The sequence below is a fragment of the Nonomuraea sp. NPDC004186 genome (assembly GCF_053603495.1).
Map to the genome: position 1 here is coordinate 21,127 of NZ_JBSGFQ010000044.1, position 17,370 is coordinate 38,496.

Genomic DNA, 17,370 nt, shown 5'->3' on the forward strand with positions numbered 1-17,370 from the left:
CCGGAATCGGCGGGGCGATCCGATGACGGAGAAGTGCTGATTGCCGCGTGCGTACCTGGATTACGAGCCTGCGCCCCTTCGATGCTCTGAGCGTGCAGGCAGTGCTTGAGCGAACCACCGACTTCCGCGAGGCGGAGCGTTTCATCAGGCTCTTCCACGCTGAGAACCCCCAGGCCGGAGGCCTGCACGCCCGGCTGCGCGACGTCTCCAGAGACGTGGCCCGCCACGGGACCTACACCCACACGTACGAGGAGCTGGAGTTCGGTGCCCGGGTGGCCTGGCGCAACAGCAACCGGTGCATCGGACGGCTCTACTGGCGTTCGCTGAAGGTGCGCGACCGCAGGCAGGTGACCACGGCCGAGGGGGTCGCCCTGGAGTGCGTCGAGCACCTGCGGGTGGCCACCGGGAACGGCAGGATCAGGCCCACGGTGACCGTCCTGCCGCCCGACACCCCGGCGCTGCCCGGCCCCCGGATCCTGAACGACCAGCTCATCCGGTACGCGGGCCACCGCACCCGGGGAGGCCGCATCGTGGGGGACCCGCACAACGCGGAGCTCACGGACCTGGCCAAGGCGCTGGGCTGGCAGGGCAGGTCCGGGCGGTTCGACGTGCTGCCGGTGATCATCCAGCCGAGCCTGGGCGATCCGTTGCTGTGCAACCTGCCGGGTGACGTCGTGCTGGAGGTGCCGCTGGTGCATCCGGAGTATCAGTGGTTCGAGGAGTTGGGCCTGCGTTGGCATGCCGTTCCGGCTATTTCCGATATGTGTCTGGAGATCGGCGGCATCTGCTACCCGTGCGCGCCCTTCAACGGCTGGTACATGGGCACCGAGATCGGCGCCCGCAACTTCGCGGACGCCGACAGGTACGACCAGCTCAAGGTCGTCGCGCAGCGGCTCGGGCTGGACACCTCGACCGAGCGGACCCTGTGGCGGGACCACGCGCTGGTGGAGCTGAACGTGGCGGTGCTGCACTCGTTCGAGCGGGAGGGGGTCACGATGACCGATCACCACACCGAGTCGCGCCGGTTCCTCACCCACCTGTCGCGCGAGGAGAAGGCCGGGCGCGTCTGCCCGGCGGACTGGTCGTGGATCGTGCCCCCGATGTCGGGCAGCGTCACCCCCGTCTTCCACCGCTACTACGACACCAGCGTCCTGAGCCCCGCCTTCGTCCATCACCGCCAGCCGCCGTCCTTGCCTTCCCGGCCTAGAACATGGTTCGGTTAGGGCATGGCAGAACTCGTGCTCTCATCCCTCGACCAGGGCGTACTCACACTGACCTTCAACCGTCCCGACACCCTCAACGCGTGGACGGACGCCCTGGGGCGGCGCTACTTCGACCTGCTGGCGGAGGCCGAGCAGGACCCGGAGGTGCGGGCCGTCGTGGTCACGGGCGCGGGCAAGGGGTTCTGCTCGGGGGCGGACTTCAAGGCATTGGCGGCGATCCAGAACGGCACCTACGACGTGGAGCCCGACCCGCGGCCCAACACGTTCCCGACCACGATCGGCAAGCCGATCGTCGCCGCCGTCAACGGGGCCTGCGCGGGGCTGGGCATGGTGCACGCGCTCGTCTGCGACCTCGTCTTCACGGCCGCGGACGCCAAGTGGACCACGGCGTTCCCGCGCCGGGGGCTGATCGCGGAGTACGGGCTGTCGTGGGTGCTGCCCAGGCTCATGGGGCAGCAGCGGGCCATGGACGTCCTGCTGTCGGGGCGGGTGTTCACCGGGGCCGAGGCGTACGAGCTCGGGCTGGTCAACCGGGTCGTGCCGGGGGAGGGCCTGCTCTCCGAGGCGCAGGCGTACGCCCGGGAGCTCGCGGCCTACAGCTCGCCGGCGTCCATGGCGGTGATCAAGCGGCAGGTGTGGCACGACTGGGACGCCACCCTGGAGGACTCCGCCAAGGCGGCCGTGCGGGAGATGATGGCCTCCTTCGACCGCCCCGACTTCGCGGAGGGCGTCGCCAGTTTCCTGGAGCGACGCCCGCCGAACTTCCCGCCCCTTTAAGGGGGCAGGGTAAGGGGGCAGGGTAGGCGGCTCAGGCCAGGCGGTGGGCGCCGCGGGCCGGGGTGGCGGGCAGGAAGCGCGGAGGCTGGAAGCCGTGCTCCGCGTACGCGGCGGTCACCGACTCCTCGACACTGGACAGGCGCTCCACCGGCACCAGGGCGATGGCGGAGCCGCCGAAGCCGCCGCCCGTCATCCGGGCGCCCCGCGCCCCGCCCTTGATGGCGGCCTCGACCGCGACGTCCAGCTCCGGCGAGGAGACCTCGTACTGGTCCCGGAGCGACAGGTGCGAGGCGTTGAGGAGGGCGCCGATCTCGGTGACGGCGCCCGCGCGCAGGAGGCCGATGAGGGCCTCGACGCGGTGGTTCTCGGTGACGATGTGCATCGTGCGCTTGCGCTCGTCACCCTGGAGCTGATCGAGGGCGGCCGCCAGGTCCGTGACGTCGCGCAGGGCCGGGACGCCGAGCTTGCGGGCCGCCGACTCGCACTCGGCGCGGCGCTTGGCGTACTCGCCGCCGGCGTGCTCGTGGTGGACCTGCGTGTCGATGATCAGCATGCTCAGCCCGTGGGCGGCCAGGTCGAGCGGGATGTTGCGGGAGCCGAGCGAGCGGCAGTCGAGGAACAGCGCGTGGCCCTCCTCGCACAGCGCCGAGGCGGCCTGGTCGAGGATGCCGCAGGGCATGCCGACGAAGTCGTTCTCGGCCTTCTGGCTGAGCAGGGCGATCTCCATGGGCGTCATGCCCAGGTCGTGCAGGTCGTTGAGCGCGGAGGCGACGGCCACCTCGAGGGCGGCGCTGGAGCTGAGGCCGGCGCCCGGCGGGACGTCGCCGTCGATCGCGATGTCCGCGCCCCGCACGCGGTCGCCCAGCATGGCGAAGACGCCGACGACGTAGCGCGTCCAGCCCGCAGACTGGTCGTGACTGGGAATCGTGACGGGCTCGCCGGGAGCCTGGAGGGAGAGGAGCCGGATGGTGCCGTCCGTACGCGGCGTGATCGCGGCCGTGACGCCCCACGGCACTGCGAAGGGGAGGACGAAGCCGTCGTTGTAGTCGGTGTGCTCGCCGATCAGGTTGACCCGGCCGGGCGCACGCCAGACGGTCTGGGGGGACGCGCCATAGGCGGCACGGAAAGCTTCAACAACGCTCATAATCGAACACTCCTCAACAAAGGCTCGACCGTAGACTAGCGCCATGGAAGAGCTCCTGGATCCCGGGCTCGGCCGGGTCCGGTTGTTCCTGATGCACGACGACAACAAACCCCGCAAACTCCGGTACAACCTGGGCCATTCCCGCCTGCTGACCTTCGGCGGCGCGTACTCCAACCACATCAGGGCCGTGGCCGAGGCGGGGCGGCGGCACGGGATCGAGACCATCGGGGTCATCCGGGGCGAGGAGCGCCTGCCGCTGAACCCCTCGCTCGCCCACGCGAGGGCGTGCGGGATGATCCTGACCTACCTCGACCGGGCCTCCTACCGGCTCAAGCACACCGAGGGCGTGCTGGCGGGGCTGCGGGCGCGCTGGGGCGACGACGTGGCGATCCTGCCCGAGGGCGGGAGCAACGCGGCCGCCGTGCGCGGGTGCGCCGAGCTGCCGGGGGAGATCTCCGCGGAGTACGACGTCATATGCTGCCCGGTCGGCACCGGCGGGACGCTGGCCGGGATCTCGGCGGGGCTGCCGGAGGGGAAGCGGGCGATCGGGTTCGCGGTGCTGAAGGGGGCGGGCTTCCTCGCGGGCGAGGTGGCCAGGCTGCAGCGGGAGGCGTACGGGCGCACCTGGGCGAACTGGGAGCTCAACCTGGACTACCACTTCGGCGGCTACGCCAAGTCGACCCCCACTTTGGACGCATTTATCGGGAAATATCGTGTTGAAGGCATCTATGTGGCGAAGATGCTCTACGGGATCCTCGACCTCGCCCGGCAGGGCGCCTTCCCCGACGGCACCCGCATCGTCGCCGTGATCACCGGTCAGCCCTCCACACCCGTCTCGGCGTGAGCCGCCCCCACCGGCTTCGACTCGGGTGACCCCCGCTGCCGGAGGTAGATCGAGAGCACCACCATCGACAGCACCGCGAGCAGCTCCGACTGCCAGTTCTGCAGGGTCCGGTCCCAGAACTCGGGCGCGGTCACGTACGACCACCACGAGACCGGGTCGCGCAGGTCGCCGAGCCGATCCGAGTTGTACGCCGCCTGCCCCGTCACCGACTGCGCCAGCCACGACAGGACGAAGATGGTCCCCATCACCAGCCCCAGCGAGTTGCTGTAGACCCACAGCCTGAGCCCGCCGGCCCTGGCCCACCGGGGAGAGCGCGGGCCGGCATGTGCCCCGATCCGCTGCTCCTCCTCGGACTCCGTCCCCACCTTCTCCATCGTCTTGGACTCGGGCGACCCCTTCTGCACGAGCCAGACGGTCAGCATGATGTACAGCAGGAACTGCAGGTACTCCGACTGCCAGTTCTCCGAGACGTCCACCGCGAACGGGGACGACGTCACGTACTGCGCGAACGAGACCGGCTCCGCCCCCTCGACCCGCTGCAGGTCGTTGTACTGCAGCATCCCGGCCACGGCCTGTCCGCCCAGCGAGAGCAGGAACATGGCGAGGAAGACCAGCGCCAGCGAGTTCTCCTTGACCCACCTCATAGCCGCGAGAGCCCCACGACGAAGAAGAACGCCAGGCCGACCACGATGATCAGCATGGTGATCGTGAACATCGCCCGCATCAGTCCTCCACCTCGCAGTCGTAGGGGAGGTCGCGCACCGGCTCGCACCCGGCGGCCGTGACCCGCCAGCCGTCGGTGAAGCGGTGCAGGAAGAGCGTGTCGCCGGCCAGCCGCACCTGGGCGGCGTCGCCCCACACGCTGACCGACGTGACGGACCCGCCCGGCCCCAGCTTCGCCTCGCGCAGCGCCTCGGCGCAGGTCTGGCCGGGATCGGGGAGCTTCTCGGCGGTCTTGCGGGTGAGCATCGCGCACGCGGCGTCCTCGTGATGCGCGGAGAGGGCCGCGTGGAAGCGCTCGGCCGCCCGCGCCGGAGCGCCCGTGTCAGGGGCGCAGCCTGCGGCGACCAGCGCGAGCGCCGGCCAGATGAGCAGGTTCCTCATGGACCTCCGCTACCCGCGGATCATCCGCGCATGCTAGCCCCCGAGCTGATCGAGGACCGGTGCGACCAGCGCGTTGAGCTCGCGGGTCAGCACCACCACCGCCCGGTGCGCGCGCTGCTCGACCTCGTCGTGCGGCCCCTCGGGCTCGGGCGGCAGGTCGTCCAGGGGCACGGGCACCTCCAGGAGCAGCGAGGTCCGCAGGAACGGGTGCCGGGCCAGGTCCTGCTGGGTCGGCTCGACGTACTGGCCGAAGGTCTCCTGCCAGCCCAGCCACCCCCGGTCGCGCCACCAGGCCCGCGAGCGGGTCAGCTCCTCGGGCAGCGGCGAGACGACCCTGACCCGCGCGTAGAGCGAGCCGTCCCAGGTGTTGCGGTGGCAGGTGGCGTCGAGCACGCGCCGGTCCCACCGTACGTAACCGGGGGTCAGCGCCGGCGGCGTGGCCAGCCGCCACGCGGCGCACGCGAACCTGACGGGGGCGATGTCACCCCATTCAAACTCTTCCAGATTCTTGCGAACGTGTACGGCATAGCGCCCGTCACGGTCTCTGTCGAACTCTTGATCGATCCAGAACGCCTTGCCCATGAGGACTACGCTACGGCCTCCCCCGCCCGGCGGGGGCTCCATAAGCACGCGCCATCTCCACAAATGGCCTGTGACGGACGTGACACATGTGTAGCTTTTTCACATTGTTGGATGACTTTGGAGTGAGCAATGGCGTCAGAACAGCTCGACGCGGCCATGGGCCACTGGAAAGCGGGAGACCTCGACCAGGCCGCCGCGCTGTTCAGGCAGATCGCGGCCACAGGGGACCCGGAAGCCTCCCACCTGCTGGCGGGCCTGCTGCAGGAGCAGGGGGACCTCGACGGCGCCGAGGCGGCGCACAGATCGGTGATCCAGTCGGGCGACCCGGTGTTCGGGCAGCGCTCGGCCATCGCCATGGGCATGATGCTGGTCGCGGCCAAGGAGTGGCCGGCGGCGCACCGGGTGCTGACGATCGCGTCCGACGGGGCCGACTTCGAGGTGGCCGCGCTCGCCGACACGGCGATGGTGCTGGTGCTCACGCAGCTGGGCGACGTGGAGGGCGCGCAGGAGGCGCTGGAGCGGGCCCGCAGGTGTGACAGCCCGGCGGTGGCCGAGCTGGCCGCGCGGCTGGAGCTGCCCGAGTTCCACTTCCAGGACCCGGCCTCGGCCCGCGAGCTGTATGAGGAGGCGGAGGACGAGGATGACTTCCGGGCGCTGCTGACCTGCGGCGACCCCGACGTGGTGTCGCTGTCGGCGTTCCGGCTGTACCAGATCTACGCCGAGGAGGAGGAGTTCGAGCAGGCCAGGCAGGTGTGCGAGCACGCCATCGCCGTCGGGCACCCCGACCACCTGGCCATGGCGCACAAGCTGCTCGGCGCGGTGCTGGTGGACCTGGGCGAGTACGCCGAGTCCGCCGCCGCCTACCGCGTGGCCGCCGAGGACCCGAGGCCCGACATCCGGCTGCCGTCGCTGATCGAGCTGGCCAAGGTGACCGCGTCGCTGGGCGACGTGGAGGAGACCAAGGCGATCTTCCGCCGCGTGATCGCCAGCGGGCAGCGCGAGTACGTCGTGCAGGCCCAGGCATGCCTGGCCCAGATGCACGTCGAGGCGGGCGAGACGGCCGAGGCGCTGGCCGCGCTGCGCGCGGTGCTGGAGGCGGGCGAGGACGAGTGGGCGTCGATCTGCGTCACGCTGCTCGGCCTGCTGCTCGACCAGCATCCCGAGGTGTACGACGAGGCCATGGAGCTGGCGCGGTTCGCGTCCGGGCACGACGACCCCGACGCCGCGTTCAAGGCCACGCTGCTCCTCGAGCACGCCGCCAGGCAGCAGCCGCTGGCCGACCCCGTCGAGGAGCAGGCGCTCCAGGACACCGACGAGGGGCTGGCCCGCCTGCAGGCCGGTGACGTGGCCGGGGCCAGGCTGCTGCTGCGCGGGGCCGCCGACTCGGGCGCGGCCACGCAGTCGCTCAGGGCCATGGCGACGCTGGCCCAGCTGGAGATCGGCGAGGGCGACCGGGAGCAGGCCGACGAGCTGCTCGCGTACGTGGCCGAGGGCGACGACGTGCTCCAGGGCTTCAGCGCGGTCTTCCTGCTGCACCTGCTGCGCGAGTCGGGCGAGGAGGCGCACCCCGTGCTGGGCGCGATGCTCGACCACCAGCGACTGGGCAGGGAGGAGGGGCTGGTCCGCTACCGCGCGGCCATGGACCATCCCGATCCCGCCGTCGCGGCGATCGGCGCCGCCGTGTTCGCCCAGGTGCTGGCCTCGATCGGGTACGACCTGTCGGACGCGGCCAAGCTGTTCGAGTCGGCGGCCGAGAGCGGGGACCCGCTGGCGCTGTCGTACACGGCGGTGATCTGCAAGGAGGTGCTGTCCGACGAGGAGGCCTCGCTCGACCTGCTGCGCCGGGCCACGGCGGAGGGGCATCCGGTGCTGGCGCCGTGGGTGGGGTACGCGCTGGGCGGGCTCGTCACGGAGCACGACCTGGGCGAGGCGCGGGCCGCGTACACGACGGCCATGGACGGCGGTAACCGCGGGCTGCGGATCGAGGCGGCCGCCTCGCTGTTCACGGTGCTGGAGCGGCAGGGCGACCTGCTGGCCGTCTGCCGGCTGCACGAGAGGCAGATCGAGGAGGAGACCTCCGCGGACGACCGCTCGCGCAGCGCCTGGCTGCTCGGGCTGCACCGGGTGCGGGTCGACGACCTTGCCGCCGCGCGGGCGGCCTTCGACCTGGCGACGGGGGAGCCGAAGGAGATGGGGCGCTTTGCCCGGTTCCTGCTCGACCGGGACCTCGACGCCGCCGCCGAGGCGCTGGCGGAGATCGACGACGAGGGCAACGCGTTCCTGGTGAGCATGCTGGCCATGGAGAGCGCGCACGCCTGGCAGCGGCGCGGCGAGATCGCCGCCGCCGACGCGGCGCTCTCGCTGGTGCTGGCCGCCGGGCACCCCAACTACCGGCAGGAGGCGGGCTGCTACCTCGGCGCGCTGCGGAACGAGGCGGGGGACAAGCGCGGGGCTCTGGAGGCGTGGGAGCAGGTCGCGGAGGGCGACAACGAGCGCCTGGCCGCCATCACGCTGCGCGACATCGGGCAGGTGCGGCAGGAGCTCGGGCTGCTGGTCGAGGCGGCCGCCGCCTACCGGGGAGCGCTCGGGGAGCTGAGCGAGGCGCGCAGGAAGGACGCGACCGTGCGGCTCGCCGAGGTGCTCGTGGCGAGCGGGGCGGCGCAGGAGGCCGGTGAGCTGATGACGGAGGAGTTCGGCGCGGCCGGGCGGCTCAAGTTCGCCGTCGTTCTCCGCGACCACGGCGACCTGAGCGCCGCCCTGTCCCTCCTGACGCCCGGCTCGGGCGATACGCTCGAGGAACAGGTGCTCGGGGAGCTGCTGGCCAGGACGGGCGACGTGCTGGGGGCGCGGGAGGCGTTCGAGCGGGCCGTGGCCGCCGACCCCGAGTCCGCGTCCGGTGCGCTGGTGTGGGCGGGCCGGACGCTGGCCGAAGCGGGCGACGACGAGTACGCCCGCTCCGCCTACGAACGGGTCGTCGCCCTGGACGACGACGAATGGTTCACGGCCGTCGCGCGCGTCCGGCTCGGCACGGCCTCGGCCAAGGAACGCGGATGGGTGCTGGCCGACGACGGCGACCGGGAGGGGGCGGTCGCGGCGCTGACCGAGTTCGCCGGGTCGGAGCTGATGGCCGAGGCGCTGCTCGCGCTCGAAGAGGACGACGCGAAGGCCGTACGCCGGCTGGTGGCCGCGGCGGACCCGCAGGATCGGCGGGAACCCCTCGCCGAGACCCTTGAGCGGGCCCGCGGGCTGGACGACGAGAACGCGGCCGCGGCGCTCTGCCGGGTGGTCGTCGAGCTGGGCGAGCCCGACCTCGCCGCGCAGGCCGCGGTGGACCTCGGCGTGGTCCTCGCCGAGCGCGGCCAGCACTGCCGGGCCGAGCTGAGCACCCTGCCCGCCACCGGACACCCGCGCACGGCCGAGATGGCCTGGCGCAACATCGCCATCCTCCGCCACCGCCGCGGCGACCTCGACGGGGCGATCGAGGCGGCCCGCGCCGCGATGCCCGCCACCGCCGTCGTGCTGGCCGACCTCCTCAACGCGCGGGGCGACGCCGAGGGCGTACGCGAGGCGCTGACCGCCGGTGCGGCGGCCGGGGACCTCGAGAGCGAGCGCCACCTGATCGCCCACCTGCTCCTCATGGAGGACCACGACGCGGTGGTGGAGGAGGCCGAGCGGGCCGTCGGCACCGGCGACCCCGAGACCGTGTCGATGGGCTACTGGGCATGGGGCGACGCGTACAAGGCGCGGGACGACCTGGAGAACGCGGCCCTCATGTACCGGCGGGGCGTGGAGACCGGCTTCCCCGGCACCTCGGCCGGCATCCGCGTGGACCTCGCCAAGGCCCTGCGCGGGCTGGGCGACACGGCCGGCGCCGTCCGGGAGGTGCGGCTGGCCATGGAGTCCGGCGCGCCCGACGCGGTGGACCGGGGCGGCGTGCAGCTCGGTATCTGGCTGTACGAGGAGGACGACCACATGGGCGCCGCCCAGGCGTTCGCCGCCGCCGCGGGCGCCGGCTCCGAGGTGGCGGCGGGCAACCTGCGGGTGCTCGCCCACCAGGCGTCCGACCGCGGCGAGCACGACCTGGCCGTGCGGATCCTCCGGCTGATGGGCGACGAGGCCGCCGCCGTGGCGCGCGAGCTCGGCGAGCGGTGTGAGGACCCGGCCGCCGTACGGGCGTACTTCGAGCTGGCCGGGCGGGGGGCGTTCACCGAGCTGGACGTCGCCGACCGGCTGGCCGAGCTGGGCGAGCACGCCGAGGCCCGGGCGATCTACGAACGGCTCAGCCGGGACGACGACGCGGACGTACGGTTCGTCGCCGGCGGCAGGCTGCTCGAACTGCTCGACGACGAGGGGGACACCGAGGCGTTCTTCGACGTCGCGCAGCGGGCGGCGGCCGACGCCGACAGCCCCATCCGCGGGGTGTTCGGGAGCCTGCTCGGCATGCTGCAGGGCAACCGCGGGGAGACCGAGGCGTCCCTGGACACGTTGCGGGCGGCCGCCGCCGGGGGCGAGCCCATCGCGCTGGCCACGCTGGCGCAGACGCTGGTCGGGGCCGGGCTGGTGGACGAGGGGCGGGAGGCGTACCTGCGGGTGCTCGACGCCGGCGACGCCGACCTCGCGGCCCGGGCGACGATCGCGCTGGGGCAGACGTACCACGAGGAGGACGAGGAGCGGGCCCGGCAGTGGTACCTGCGGGGCGTCGAGGAGGCCGAGGGGCACTTCAGCGCGCTCGCGGCGATGTACCTGGGCGCACTGGCCAAGCGGAACCGGGACTTCCCCGAGGCGCTCACCTGGTACCAGCGGGTCATCGACGCGGGGGACGCCGAGTCGGGGCTGGCCGCGGCGCACCTCGGCGAGCTGTGCTACTGGCTCGGCGACCACGACGGCGCCCTGCGCTACTACGAGCTCACGCTGGGGCTGACCGAGCAGGCCGACCTGGTGGCCGAGGCCGCCTGCCGGATGGGGGAGATCAGGTACGCGCGGGGTGACATGGAGCTGGCCCGGCGGCTGCTGCGGACGGCGGTGGAGACCGGCGACCCGTCCTTCGTCCCCACGGCTTCGTCGCTGCTGGCCAAGATCGGGTAAGCCAGGTCAGGCGTGCCCGAGGCCCGCCGGCAGCAGGGCGCGGAGCGTGGCCTGGACGGACTCCAGGTCCACCGCCTCGGGAGCGACCCGCCACTGGGCGTGGACGCCGATGACGGCCCCCACCAGCAGGACCGCGAACGCCTCCGGGTCGGTGCCCGGGGGCAGCGCGTCCGCCGGTATCCGGGCCAGCACCCCCTGCCGGAGTGCCGCGTGGAGCCGGGCGTAGTGCTCGCGGATCGGTGAGCCGACCTCCACGGCCTCGGCGAGCAGGGTGATGAACAGCCGCGTGGCGGGCCGGCGGATGAAGCCCATGACCTGGTCGAGCGGATCACCGGCGGGCGCGGGGAAGCCGCTCGGCACGGCCTGGACCTGGTCGTCGACCACCGCTTCCAGCAGGCCGAGCTTGTTGCCGAAGTGCCAGGGGATGGAGCCGCGGCTGATGCCGGCCTTGTCGGCGATGTCGATGAAGCTCGTCTGCCGGTATCCCTTCTCGGCGAAGAGCTCGGCCGCGGCCGTCACCAGCAGCCGGCGGCTCTCCTGAGCGCTCTCGATGCGTCGCGTGGCCATGCGGCCATCTAACCAGGCATGCCGGATGACAGAGCATATGCCGGGCGATATAGCCTGTGTTGGCCAACATAGAAGGGTGTCACGATGGACTCCAAGAAGCGGCTGCTCCGCTGGGCGAGCGGGATCATGCTGGTGCTGGGCGCGGGGCACCTGTCCCTGCTGGCGCTCTTCGCCTGGGGCGACGTCGCCGGCTGGGCGGATCGGGGGCTGTGGGCGGCCGTCCCGCTCGAATTCACGGGCGGCGCCCAGACGGTGGAGTCCCTGCAGAACAAGCTCGTCTTCTGGGCCGGTCCGGGGGGCTTCGCCGTCCCCTTGTTCCTCCTGGGGTGCCTGATCTGGCACCTGGCCGGACGAGGGGTGGCGGTGCCCGCCGGACTCGGCTGGGGTGTCGCGGCGTGGTGTGCGCTGGGCGGCGTCCTGCTCGTGCCGTCCCCGTTCTTCGCCGGGACGGTCTCCGGGGCGCTCATCATCGTGGCGGCCCGGGACCGCCCTGGTCCTAGTTCAGGCGGGTGACCCGGCCCAGGGCCGGGGCCTGCAGCGGGCTCTTCGCCCGGATGTAGGACTCGAACGCCTCGATGTCGCGCACCTTCTCCACCCGGTCGGTGCCCTCGGTCAGCACCGAGAAGCCGTCGCCGCCGTTCGCGATGAAGGAGTTGGCGGTCAGGCGGTACTTCGCGGCCGGGTCGACGACGGTCCCGTTGAGCTTGACGGTGGCCGGGTCGATCCGGTCGCAGGCGGGCTTGGCGTTGTCGTAGGTGTACGTGAGCCCCTGGGAGACGCCGAGCACGCGCGCGGTGCCCTGGCCGCACCACTGCTGCTCCAGCAGCCGCTCCAGCTGGGCGCCGGTGAGCGTCATGGTGACGAGCATGTTGCTGAACGGCTGCACGCGCAGCGCCTTGCCGTGCGTCACCAGGTTCGACATCTCGTTGCCGGTGGGGTTGACGATCAGGTCGCCGCCGATGCCGCCGCCGTAGGGCGGCTGGATCCCGATCTGGGCGCCGCCGTTCTCCGGGGCCGAGGTGGCGAAGAGCCGGGCGTCGGCCAGGGCGTGGCCGACGGTGGACTCACCGGCGGCGTTGCGCTGGGCGGTGAGGTCGCGGGCGAGCAGGCCGACCGGCCGGTCCAGCAGCTTCTGCCCCTGCTCGTCGGTCCTGCGGCGCAGGGCGGCGATCTGGCCGTCCGGCTTGACGTCGTGGGTGACGGTGAGGTTCTCGGCCTTGGAGGCGGTCGGGTTGCCGGTCGCCCGGTCCACGGTGAGGGAGATCCTGGTGAGCTCGCGCGTGTGGCCCGAGGTCTGGGTGACCGGGATGCCGTTGATCACGCAGTTGTACGCGTTGTGCGTGTGCCCCGAGATCACCGCGTCCACCTCGGGATCGAACCGCTGCACGATGTCCTTGATCGGCCCGGCCAGGTTGTTGCACTGGTTGGGCAGGCCGCCGCCGGTCTGGCCGCCGCCCTGGTGGATCAGGACCACGATGGTCCGCACACCCTTGGCCTTGAGCTCGGCCGCGTACGTGTTGACCGCCTCGGCCTCGTCGCGTCCCTCCAGCGGCGCGGTGGGGCCGGGGGCCTCGTTCAGCGTGTTCTTGTAGCTGACGCCGATGATGCCGACCTTGACGCCCTTGACCTCCTTCACGATGTAGGGGGTCATCGCGGGCTTGCCGGTGGTGGTGTCGACGATGTTGGCGCCCAGGTACGGGAAGTCGGCGCCCTTGAAGCCCGGGAGCGCGCACCCTTCGATCGGGTGGCAGCCGCCGTCCTCCATCCGGCGGAACTCGGTCAGGCCCTCGTCGAACTCGTGGTTGCCGACGCTGGAGGCGTCCAGGCGCATCAGGTTGAGCGCCTGGATGCCCGGCTCGTCGTGCAGGGCGGTGGCGTTCATGGTGCTGGAGGAGATGTTGTCGCCGGCCGCGAGCCGCAGCGTGCCGTGGGGGTTGTCGCGCTGGAGCCGGTCCATGTGGGCGGCCAGGTACTCGGCGCCGCCCGCCGGGACCGGGCCGGACGGCGTCATGGCGAAGCTGGTCGGGAAGCCGGAGTGGAAGTCGTTGAAGGCCAGTAACTGGATGTCCACCGCGTCGGCGCGGGTGGGCAGCAGGCCGGCGCTCCCGAGCACCAGCGCCAGGAGGAAGTTCCGCATGGCCTCGAAAGTGACATACTCCCAACAGATCACACAAGGGGGAAATTTTCTAACATCGTCTGTTGAATGTGAACTATTGACATACATGTAGGAAAGCGGGAGGGTTCCTCCCATGTCACCGATCCTGGCCAGAATCCGGGGGGTCGAGCCCACCCTCACCGCGACCCACCGGCGCATCGCCGAGACGATCCTGGCGGACCCCGCCGCCGTGGCCGCCTCGACCATCGGTGAGCTGGCGGAGCGGTGCGGCACCTCACTCACCACCGTCACCCGCTTCTGCCGCGAGCTGGGCCTGGCCGGCTACCCCGAGCTCAGGCTGGCGCTGGCGGCCGAGCTCGGCCGCAACGACGCCACCCCGCGCGAGCAGAGCCTGATCGCCTTCTCGCCGGACGACCCCGCGAGCCTGGTGCTGCGCAGCCTGCTGGCCAGCGACATGCGCGCGATGGAGGAGACGGCGGCCCAGCTCGACCTCGAGGCGGTGGACCGGGCGGCCTCCGCCCTGGTGCGCGCCAGGTTCATCGACTTCTTCGCGGTCGCCGGCAGCGCCGGCGTGGCCATGGACCTGCACCTGCGGCTGCACGCCATCGGCCGGCCGGGTGCGCTGTGGACCGACGTGCACAACGCCGTCTGCAGCGCCAACGCGCGCGACGGCCACGACGTGGCGCTCGGCATCTCCCACTCGGGCACCACGGCCGAGGTCGTCGAGCCGCTGACCATCGCCAAAGAACGTGGCGCCACCACGATCGCGGTCACCAACTTCCCCCGCAGCCCGCTGGCCGAGGCCGCCGACATCGTCCTCACCACCGCCGCGCAGGACACCCCCTTCCGCGCCGGCGGGGTGGCCGCCCGCCACACCCAGATGCTCGTCCTGGACTGCCTCTACATCGGCGTCGTCCAACGCACCCATCAGACCAGCAACCAGCTGCTGACCGCCGCCACCGACGCGGTCGCCAAGCACCGCCTGCCCCCACGCTAGGAGCCACCCATGCGCCTCGCCGCCGCTGTCGCGCTGGCGACAGCCCTCACCGCCTGTGCCCCTTCGACCACCACCAGTGCCGGCGAGGGCAAGGTCACCCTCTCGGTCTGGGGGTGGGGTCCCGAGGCCAACTACGACAAGATGTTCGCCGAGTACGAGAAGCTCAACCCCGGCGTCGACGTCGACGCGCGCTCCTTCACCACCGCCACCGAGTACGACACGATCCTGTCCACCGGCCTGGCCGGCGACAGCGGCCCCGACCTGGCCTGGCTGCGCGCCGGAGCCCAGCTGCAGCCGCTGGTCGAGGCCGGCCGGCTGCTCCCGCTCGACGCCAAGGACGTGCCCGGCCTGGCGAGCTACGACGAGGGCGTCCTGCGCGCCGCCAAGGGCGACAAGGACGGCAAGGTGTACGGCGTCCCGTTCGCCGTGCAGACCCTGCAGGTGATCTACAACAAGAAGATCTTCGCCGACAACGGCGTCACCCCGCCCAAGACGTACGACGAGATGATCTCCTCCGCCGAGAAGCTCAAGGCCAAGGGCATCATCCCGTTCGCCTTCGGCGGCAAGGACGACTGGATGCTGCCGATCGTGGCGAGCATCTTCGGCACCGCCCAGTGGGGCGGCGACGAGTTCCTCGCCGACGTCAAGGCCAAGCGGAAGAAGTTCGCCGACCCGCGCTTCGTCGAGGGCATCGAGCAGCTCGGCAAGCTCAAGCCGTACTTCCCCGAGAACGCCGCCGGCGTCTCCTACACCGACGCGCAGATCCTGTTCTCCTCCGGCAAGGCGGCCATGTTCCCCGGCGGCCTGTGGGAGCTGAACTTCTTCAACGAGAACGCCAAGGACGTCGATCTCGGCGTCTTCACGCCGCCCTCGCCGGAGGGCCAGGGCCTCATGCCCGGGTTCACCGACGGCTCCTACGGCATCAACGTCAAGACCAGGCACAAGGCCGAGGCGCTGAAGTTCGCCGCCTGGCTGGCCTCCAAGGACTACGGCCAGCTCTACACCGACACCCTGCGCATCTTCTCCGCCGTCCCCGGCGTCACGCCCAAGGACCCCCTGCTCGGCGAGGTCGCCACCACCTTCAAGCAGCACGGCGCGGCCTACTTCATGAACGAGTTCGCCTACGGCAACCCCTCCTCGGCCGCCGTGTTCTCCAAGGCGCTGCAGGAGATGCTGCTGGGCCGGATCACCGCCAAGGAAGCGGCGGAGCGGCTCGACAAGAGCGTGTCCACATGGCTCTAGGCACGCGGCGGGGGCGGGGATCGTCGTACCTGTTCCTGATCCCCGCCTTCCTCCTCTACTCGGCCTTCGTGGTCTACCCGCTGTTCACCGGCCTGACCTACAGCTTCTTCTCCTGGAAGGGCACGCTGCGCGGCGGCTTCGCCGGGGTGGACAACTACGCCGGCCTGCTGTCGGGCACCTTCCTCGACCAGCTGCTGCCGGCGCTGGGGCACAACTTCCTGCTCTTCGCGGGCACCATGCTGGTGCAGAACACGCTGGGCCTGGCCTTCGCGCTCGCGCTGTCCCGAGTACGGCGCGGCAAGCGGGCCCTGCAGACCATGTTCGCCCTGCCGTACCTGGTCAACCCCCTGGTCATCGGCTACCTGTGGACCCTGCTGCTCAGCCCCGCCTTCGGCCCGGTCAACGCGTTCCTCAAGCCGCTCGGCCTGGCGATGCCGTGGCTGGGCGACCCGGACACCGCGTTGCCGACCGTCATCATGATCACCACCTGGCAGTGGGTGGGCTTTCCGATGCTGCTGTTCAGCGCCGCCCTCGGCGGCATCCCCCAGGAGTACGGCGAGGCCGCCAGGACCGACGGCGCGGGCTCCTGGCAGGTGTTCTGGCGCATCACGCTGCCGCTGCTCAAGCCGGCCATGGCCACCGTCACGATCCTCAGCTTCATCGGCAGCATGGGCACCTTCGCCCTGGTCTACGCGCTCGGCGGCTCCAACGGCGCCCCGGCGGGCGCGACGGACGTGCTCGGACTGCTGTTCTACCGGACCGCCTTCGCCTCGGGCGACGTCAACGCGCTGGGCACCTCCTCGGCGCTGGCGGTCTTCATGTTCACCTTCATCTTCGGCTCGACGCTGCTGCTCGAGCGGGTCCTGAGGAGGAAGGCATGAGGGCGCTGGCGATCAAGATCCTGCTCTGGGGCTACGCCGCCTTCTCCATGGCGCCCCTGCTCGTCATGGTGCTCAGCTCGTTCCGGCCCACCAGCGAGATCTTCGACCAGCCGCTCGGCCGGCCCACCGGGTTCGGCAACTACGTCAAGGCGTGGACGGAGGCGTCCTTCTCCACGTACGTGGTCAACTCGGCGGTCGTCGTGGTCTGCGCGGTGCTGCTGGGCGCCGGGGTCTCGCTGCTGGCCGCGTACCCGCTGGGCCGCAGGGAGTTCCGCGGCCGCGGCATGTTCGCCGCCTATTTCATCTCCGGCATGACGCTGCCCGCCCACCTGGGCGTGCTGCCGCTGTTCTACCTGCTGGAGAGCATGGGGCTGGTGGACTCGCTGGCCGGGCTGGTGCTGGTCTACGCGGCCGGGTCGGTCCCGTTCAACGTCTTCGTGCTGACCGCCTTCTTCCGCCAGCTGCCGTACGAGCTGGACGAGGCCGCGTCCCTGGACGGCGCCGGCCCGTTCGCGACCTTCTGGCACGTGATGCTGCCGCTGGTCCGGCCCGCGCTCGCGACGGTGGTGGTCTTCCAGTTCGTGCCGATCTGGAATGACTTCTTCTACCCCCTGGTCCTGATGCGGGACGAGAGCAAGCTGACCCTGCCGGTCGGCCTCACCCACTTCTTCGGCCAGTTCCAGAACGACTGGGGGACGCTCTTCGCCGGCCTGGTGATGACGACGATCCCGCTGGTCGTGCTCTTCGTCCTGGCCACGCGCCAGATCGTCGCCGGGCTGACCGCCGGCATGAACCGTTGAGGAAACAA

The 17,370-nt window shown here is 71.4% G+C and carries 15 protein-coding genes; 9 read left to right on the forward strand and 6 right to left on the reverse strand.

Going from position 1 to position 17,370, the window contains the following annotated elements:
• Positions 1-101: 101 nt before the first annotated feature.
• Together ACWEPL_RS31725 and ACWEPL_RS31730 are read left to right on the forward strand one after the other, a co-directional pair.
• Complete coding sequence (locus tag ACWEPL_RS31725) at positions 102-1,223, forward strand: nitric oxide synthase oxygenase (protein ID WP_452438350.1); 1,122 nt, start codon at positions 102-104, stop codon at positions 1,221-1,223.
• A gap of 3 nt (positions 1,224-1,226) precedes the next feature.
• Positions 1,227-2,000 carry an enoyl-CoA hydratase-related protein gene (locus ACWEPL_RS31730; protein WP_452438351.1) on the forward strand — a complete coding sequence of 258 codons (774 nt, stop codon included), beginning with the start codon at positions 1,227-1,229 and terminating at the stop codon, positions 1,998-2,000.
• 31 nt (positions 2,001-2,031) lie between these two features.
• Here the strand turns inward: ACWEPL_RS31730 and galK are convergent, their stop codons facing one another.
• On the reverse strand, positions 2,032-3,144 hold the full coding sequence (gene galK / locus ACWEPL_RS31735; RefSeq protein ID WP_363967243.1) for a galactokinase: 1,113 nt from the start codon (positions 3,142-3,144) through the stop codon (positions 2,032-2,034).
• Between the two features lie 43 nt (positions 3,145-3,187).
• On the opposite strand from galK, the gene ACWEPL_RS31740 reads away from it, so the two are divergent.
• Complete coding sequence (locus tag ACWEPL_RS31740; RefSeq protein WP_452438352.1) at positions 3,188-3,988, forward strand: 1-aminocyclopropane-1-carboxylate deaminase/D-cysteine desulfhydrase; 801 nt, start codon at positions 3,188-3,190, stop codon at positions 3,986-3,988.
• Here ACWEPL_RS31740 and ACWEPL_RS31745 read toward each other — a convergent pair.
• The 3 genes from ACWEPL_RS31745 to ACWEPL_RS31755 form a co-directional block, all read right to left on the reverse strand.
• Positions 3,961-4,632, reverse strand: a complete 672-nt coding sequence (locus tag ACWEPL_RS31745) for a DUF6766 family protein (RefSeq protein ID WP_452438353.1) — start codon at positions 4,630-4,632, stop codon at positions 3,961-3,963. The two genes, ACWEPL_RS31740 and ACWEPL_RS31745, sit on opposite strands and share 28 nt — an antisense overlap.
• A 79-nt stretch (positions 4,633-4,711) precedes the next feature.
• The gene (locus tag ACWEPL_RS31750) at positions 4,712-5,092 is read right to left on the reverse strand and encodes a hypothetical protein (RefSeq protein ID WP_363967237.1); all 381 of its coding nucleotides are present in this window, start codon (positions 5,090-5,092) and stop codon (positions 4,712-4,714) included.
• Positions 5,093-5,125: 33 nt separating this feature from the next.
• The gene (locus ACWEPL_RS31755) at positions 5,126-5,674 is read right to left on the reverse strand and encodes a hypothetical protein (protein ID WP_355207942.1); all 549 of its coding nucleotides are present in this window, start codon (positions 5,672-5,674) and stop codon (positions 5,126-5,128) included.
• Between the two features lie 129 nt (positions 5,675-5,803).
• Between ACWEPL_RS31755 and ACWEPL_RS31760 the strand changes: the two genes are divergently transcribed.
• Complete coding sequence (locus tag ACWEPL_RS31760) at positions 5,804-10,759, forward strand: tetratricopeptide repeat protein (RefSeq protein ID WP_452438354.1); 4,956 nt, start codon at positions 5,804-5,806, stop codon at positions 10,757-10,759.
• A gap of 6 nt (positions 10,760-10,765) precedes the next feature.
• Here the strand turns inward: ACWEPL_RS31760 and ACWEPL_RS31765 are convergent, their stop codons facing one another.
• Positions 10,766-11,326, reverse strand: a complete 561-nt coding sequence (locus ACWEPL_RS31765) for a TetR family transcriptional regulator (RefSeq protein ID WP_363967233.1) — start codon at positions 11,324-11,326, stop codon at positions 10,766-10,768.
• Between the two features lie 84 nt (positions 11,327-11,410).
• On the opposite strand from ACWEPL_RS31765, the gene ACWEPL_RS31770 reads away from it, so the two are divergent.
• Positions 11,411-11,839, forward strand: a complete 429-nt coding sequence (locus ACWEPL_RS31770) for a DUF6463 family protein (protein WP_452438355.1) — start codon at positions 11,411-11,413, stop codon at positions 11,837-11,839.
• On the opposite strand, the gene ACWEPL_RS31775 is transcribed toward ACWEPL_RS31770, so the two are convergent.
• Complete coding sequence (locus tag ACWEPL_RS31775; protein WP_452438356.1) at positions 11,823-13,463, reverse strand: bifunctional metallophosphatase/5'-nucleotidase; 1,641 nt, start codon at positions 13,461-13,463, stop codon at positions 11,823-11,825. The two genes, ACWEPL_RS31770 and ACWEPL_RS31775, sit on opposite strands and share 17 nt — an antisense overlap.
• A 112-nt stretch (positions 13,464-13,575) precedes the next feature.
• Between ACWEPL_RS31775 and ACWEPL_RS31780 the strand changes: the two genes are divergently transcribed.
• From ACWEPL_RS31780 to ACWEPL_RS31795, 4 genes are read left to right on the forward strand one after another with little or no spacing between them, the layout of a single operon-like run.
• Positions 13,576-14,439 carry a MurR/RpiR family transcriptional regulator gene (locus ACWEPL_RS31780; RefSeq protein ID WP_350725218.1) on the forward strand — a complete coding sequence of 288 codons (864 nt, stop codon included), beginning with the start codon at positions 13,576-13,578 and terminating at the stop codon, positions 14,437-14,439.
• 9 nt (positions 14,440-14,448) lie between these two features.
• Complete coding sequence (locus ACWEPL_RS31785; RefSeq protein WP_452438357.1) at positions 14,449-15,681, forward strand: ABC transporter substrate-binding protein; 1,233 nt, start codon at positions 14,449-14,451, stop codon at positions 15,679-15,681.
• On the forward strand, positions 15,672-16,562 hold the full coding sequence (locus ACWEPL_RS31790; protein ID WP_350725222.1) for a carbohydrate ABC transporter permease: 891 nt from the start codon (positions 15,672-15,674) through the stop codon (positions 16,560-16,562). Before ACWEPL_RS31785 ends, ACWEPL_RS31790 begins: the two co-directional genes overlap by 10 nt.
• The gene (locus ACWEPL_RS31795; RefSeq protein WP_355207921.1) at positions 16,559-17,362 is read left to right on the forward strand and encodes a carbohydrate ABC transporter permease; all 804 of its coding nucleotides are present in this window, start codon (positions 16,559-16,561) and stop codon (positions 17,360-17,362) included. The genes ACWEPL_RS31790 and ACWEPL_RS31795 overlap by 4 nt, the downstream gene beginning before the upstream one ends.
• The last annotated feature ends 8 nt before the right edge of the window (positions 17,363-17,370 follow it).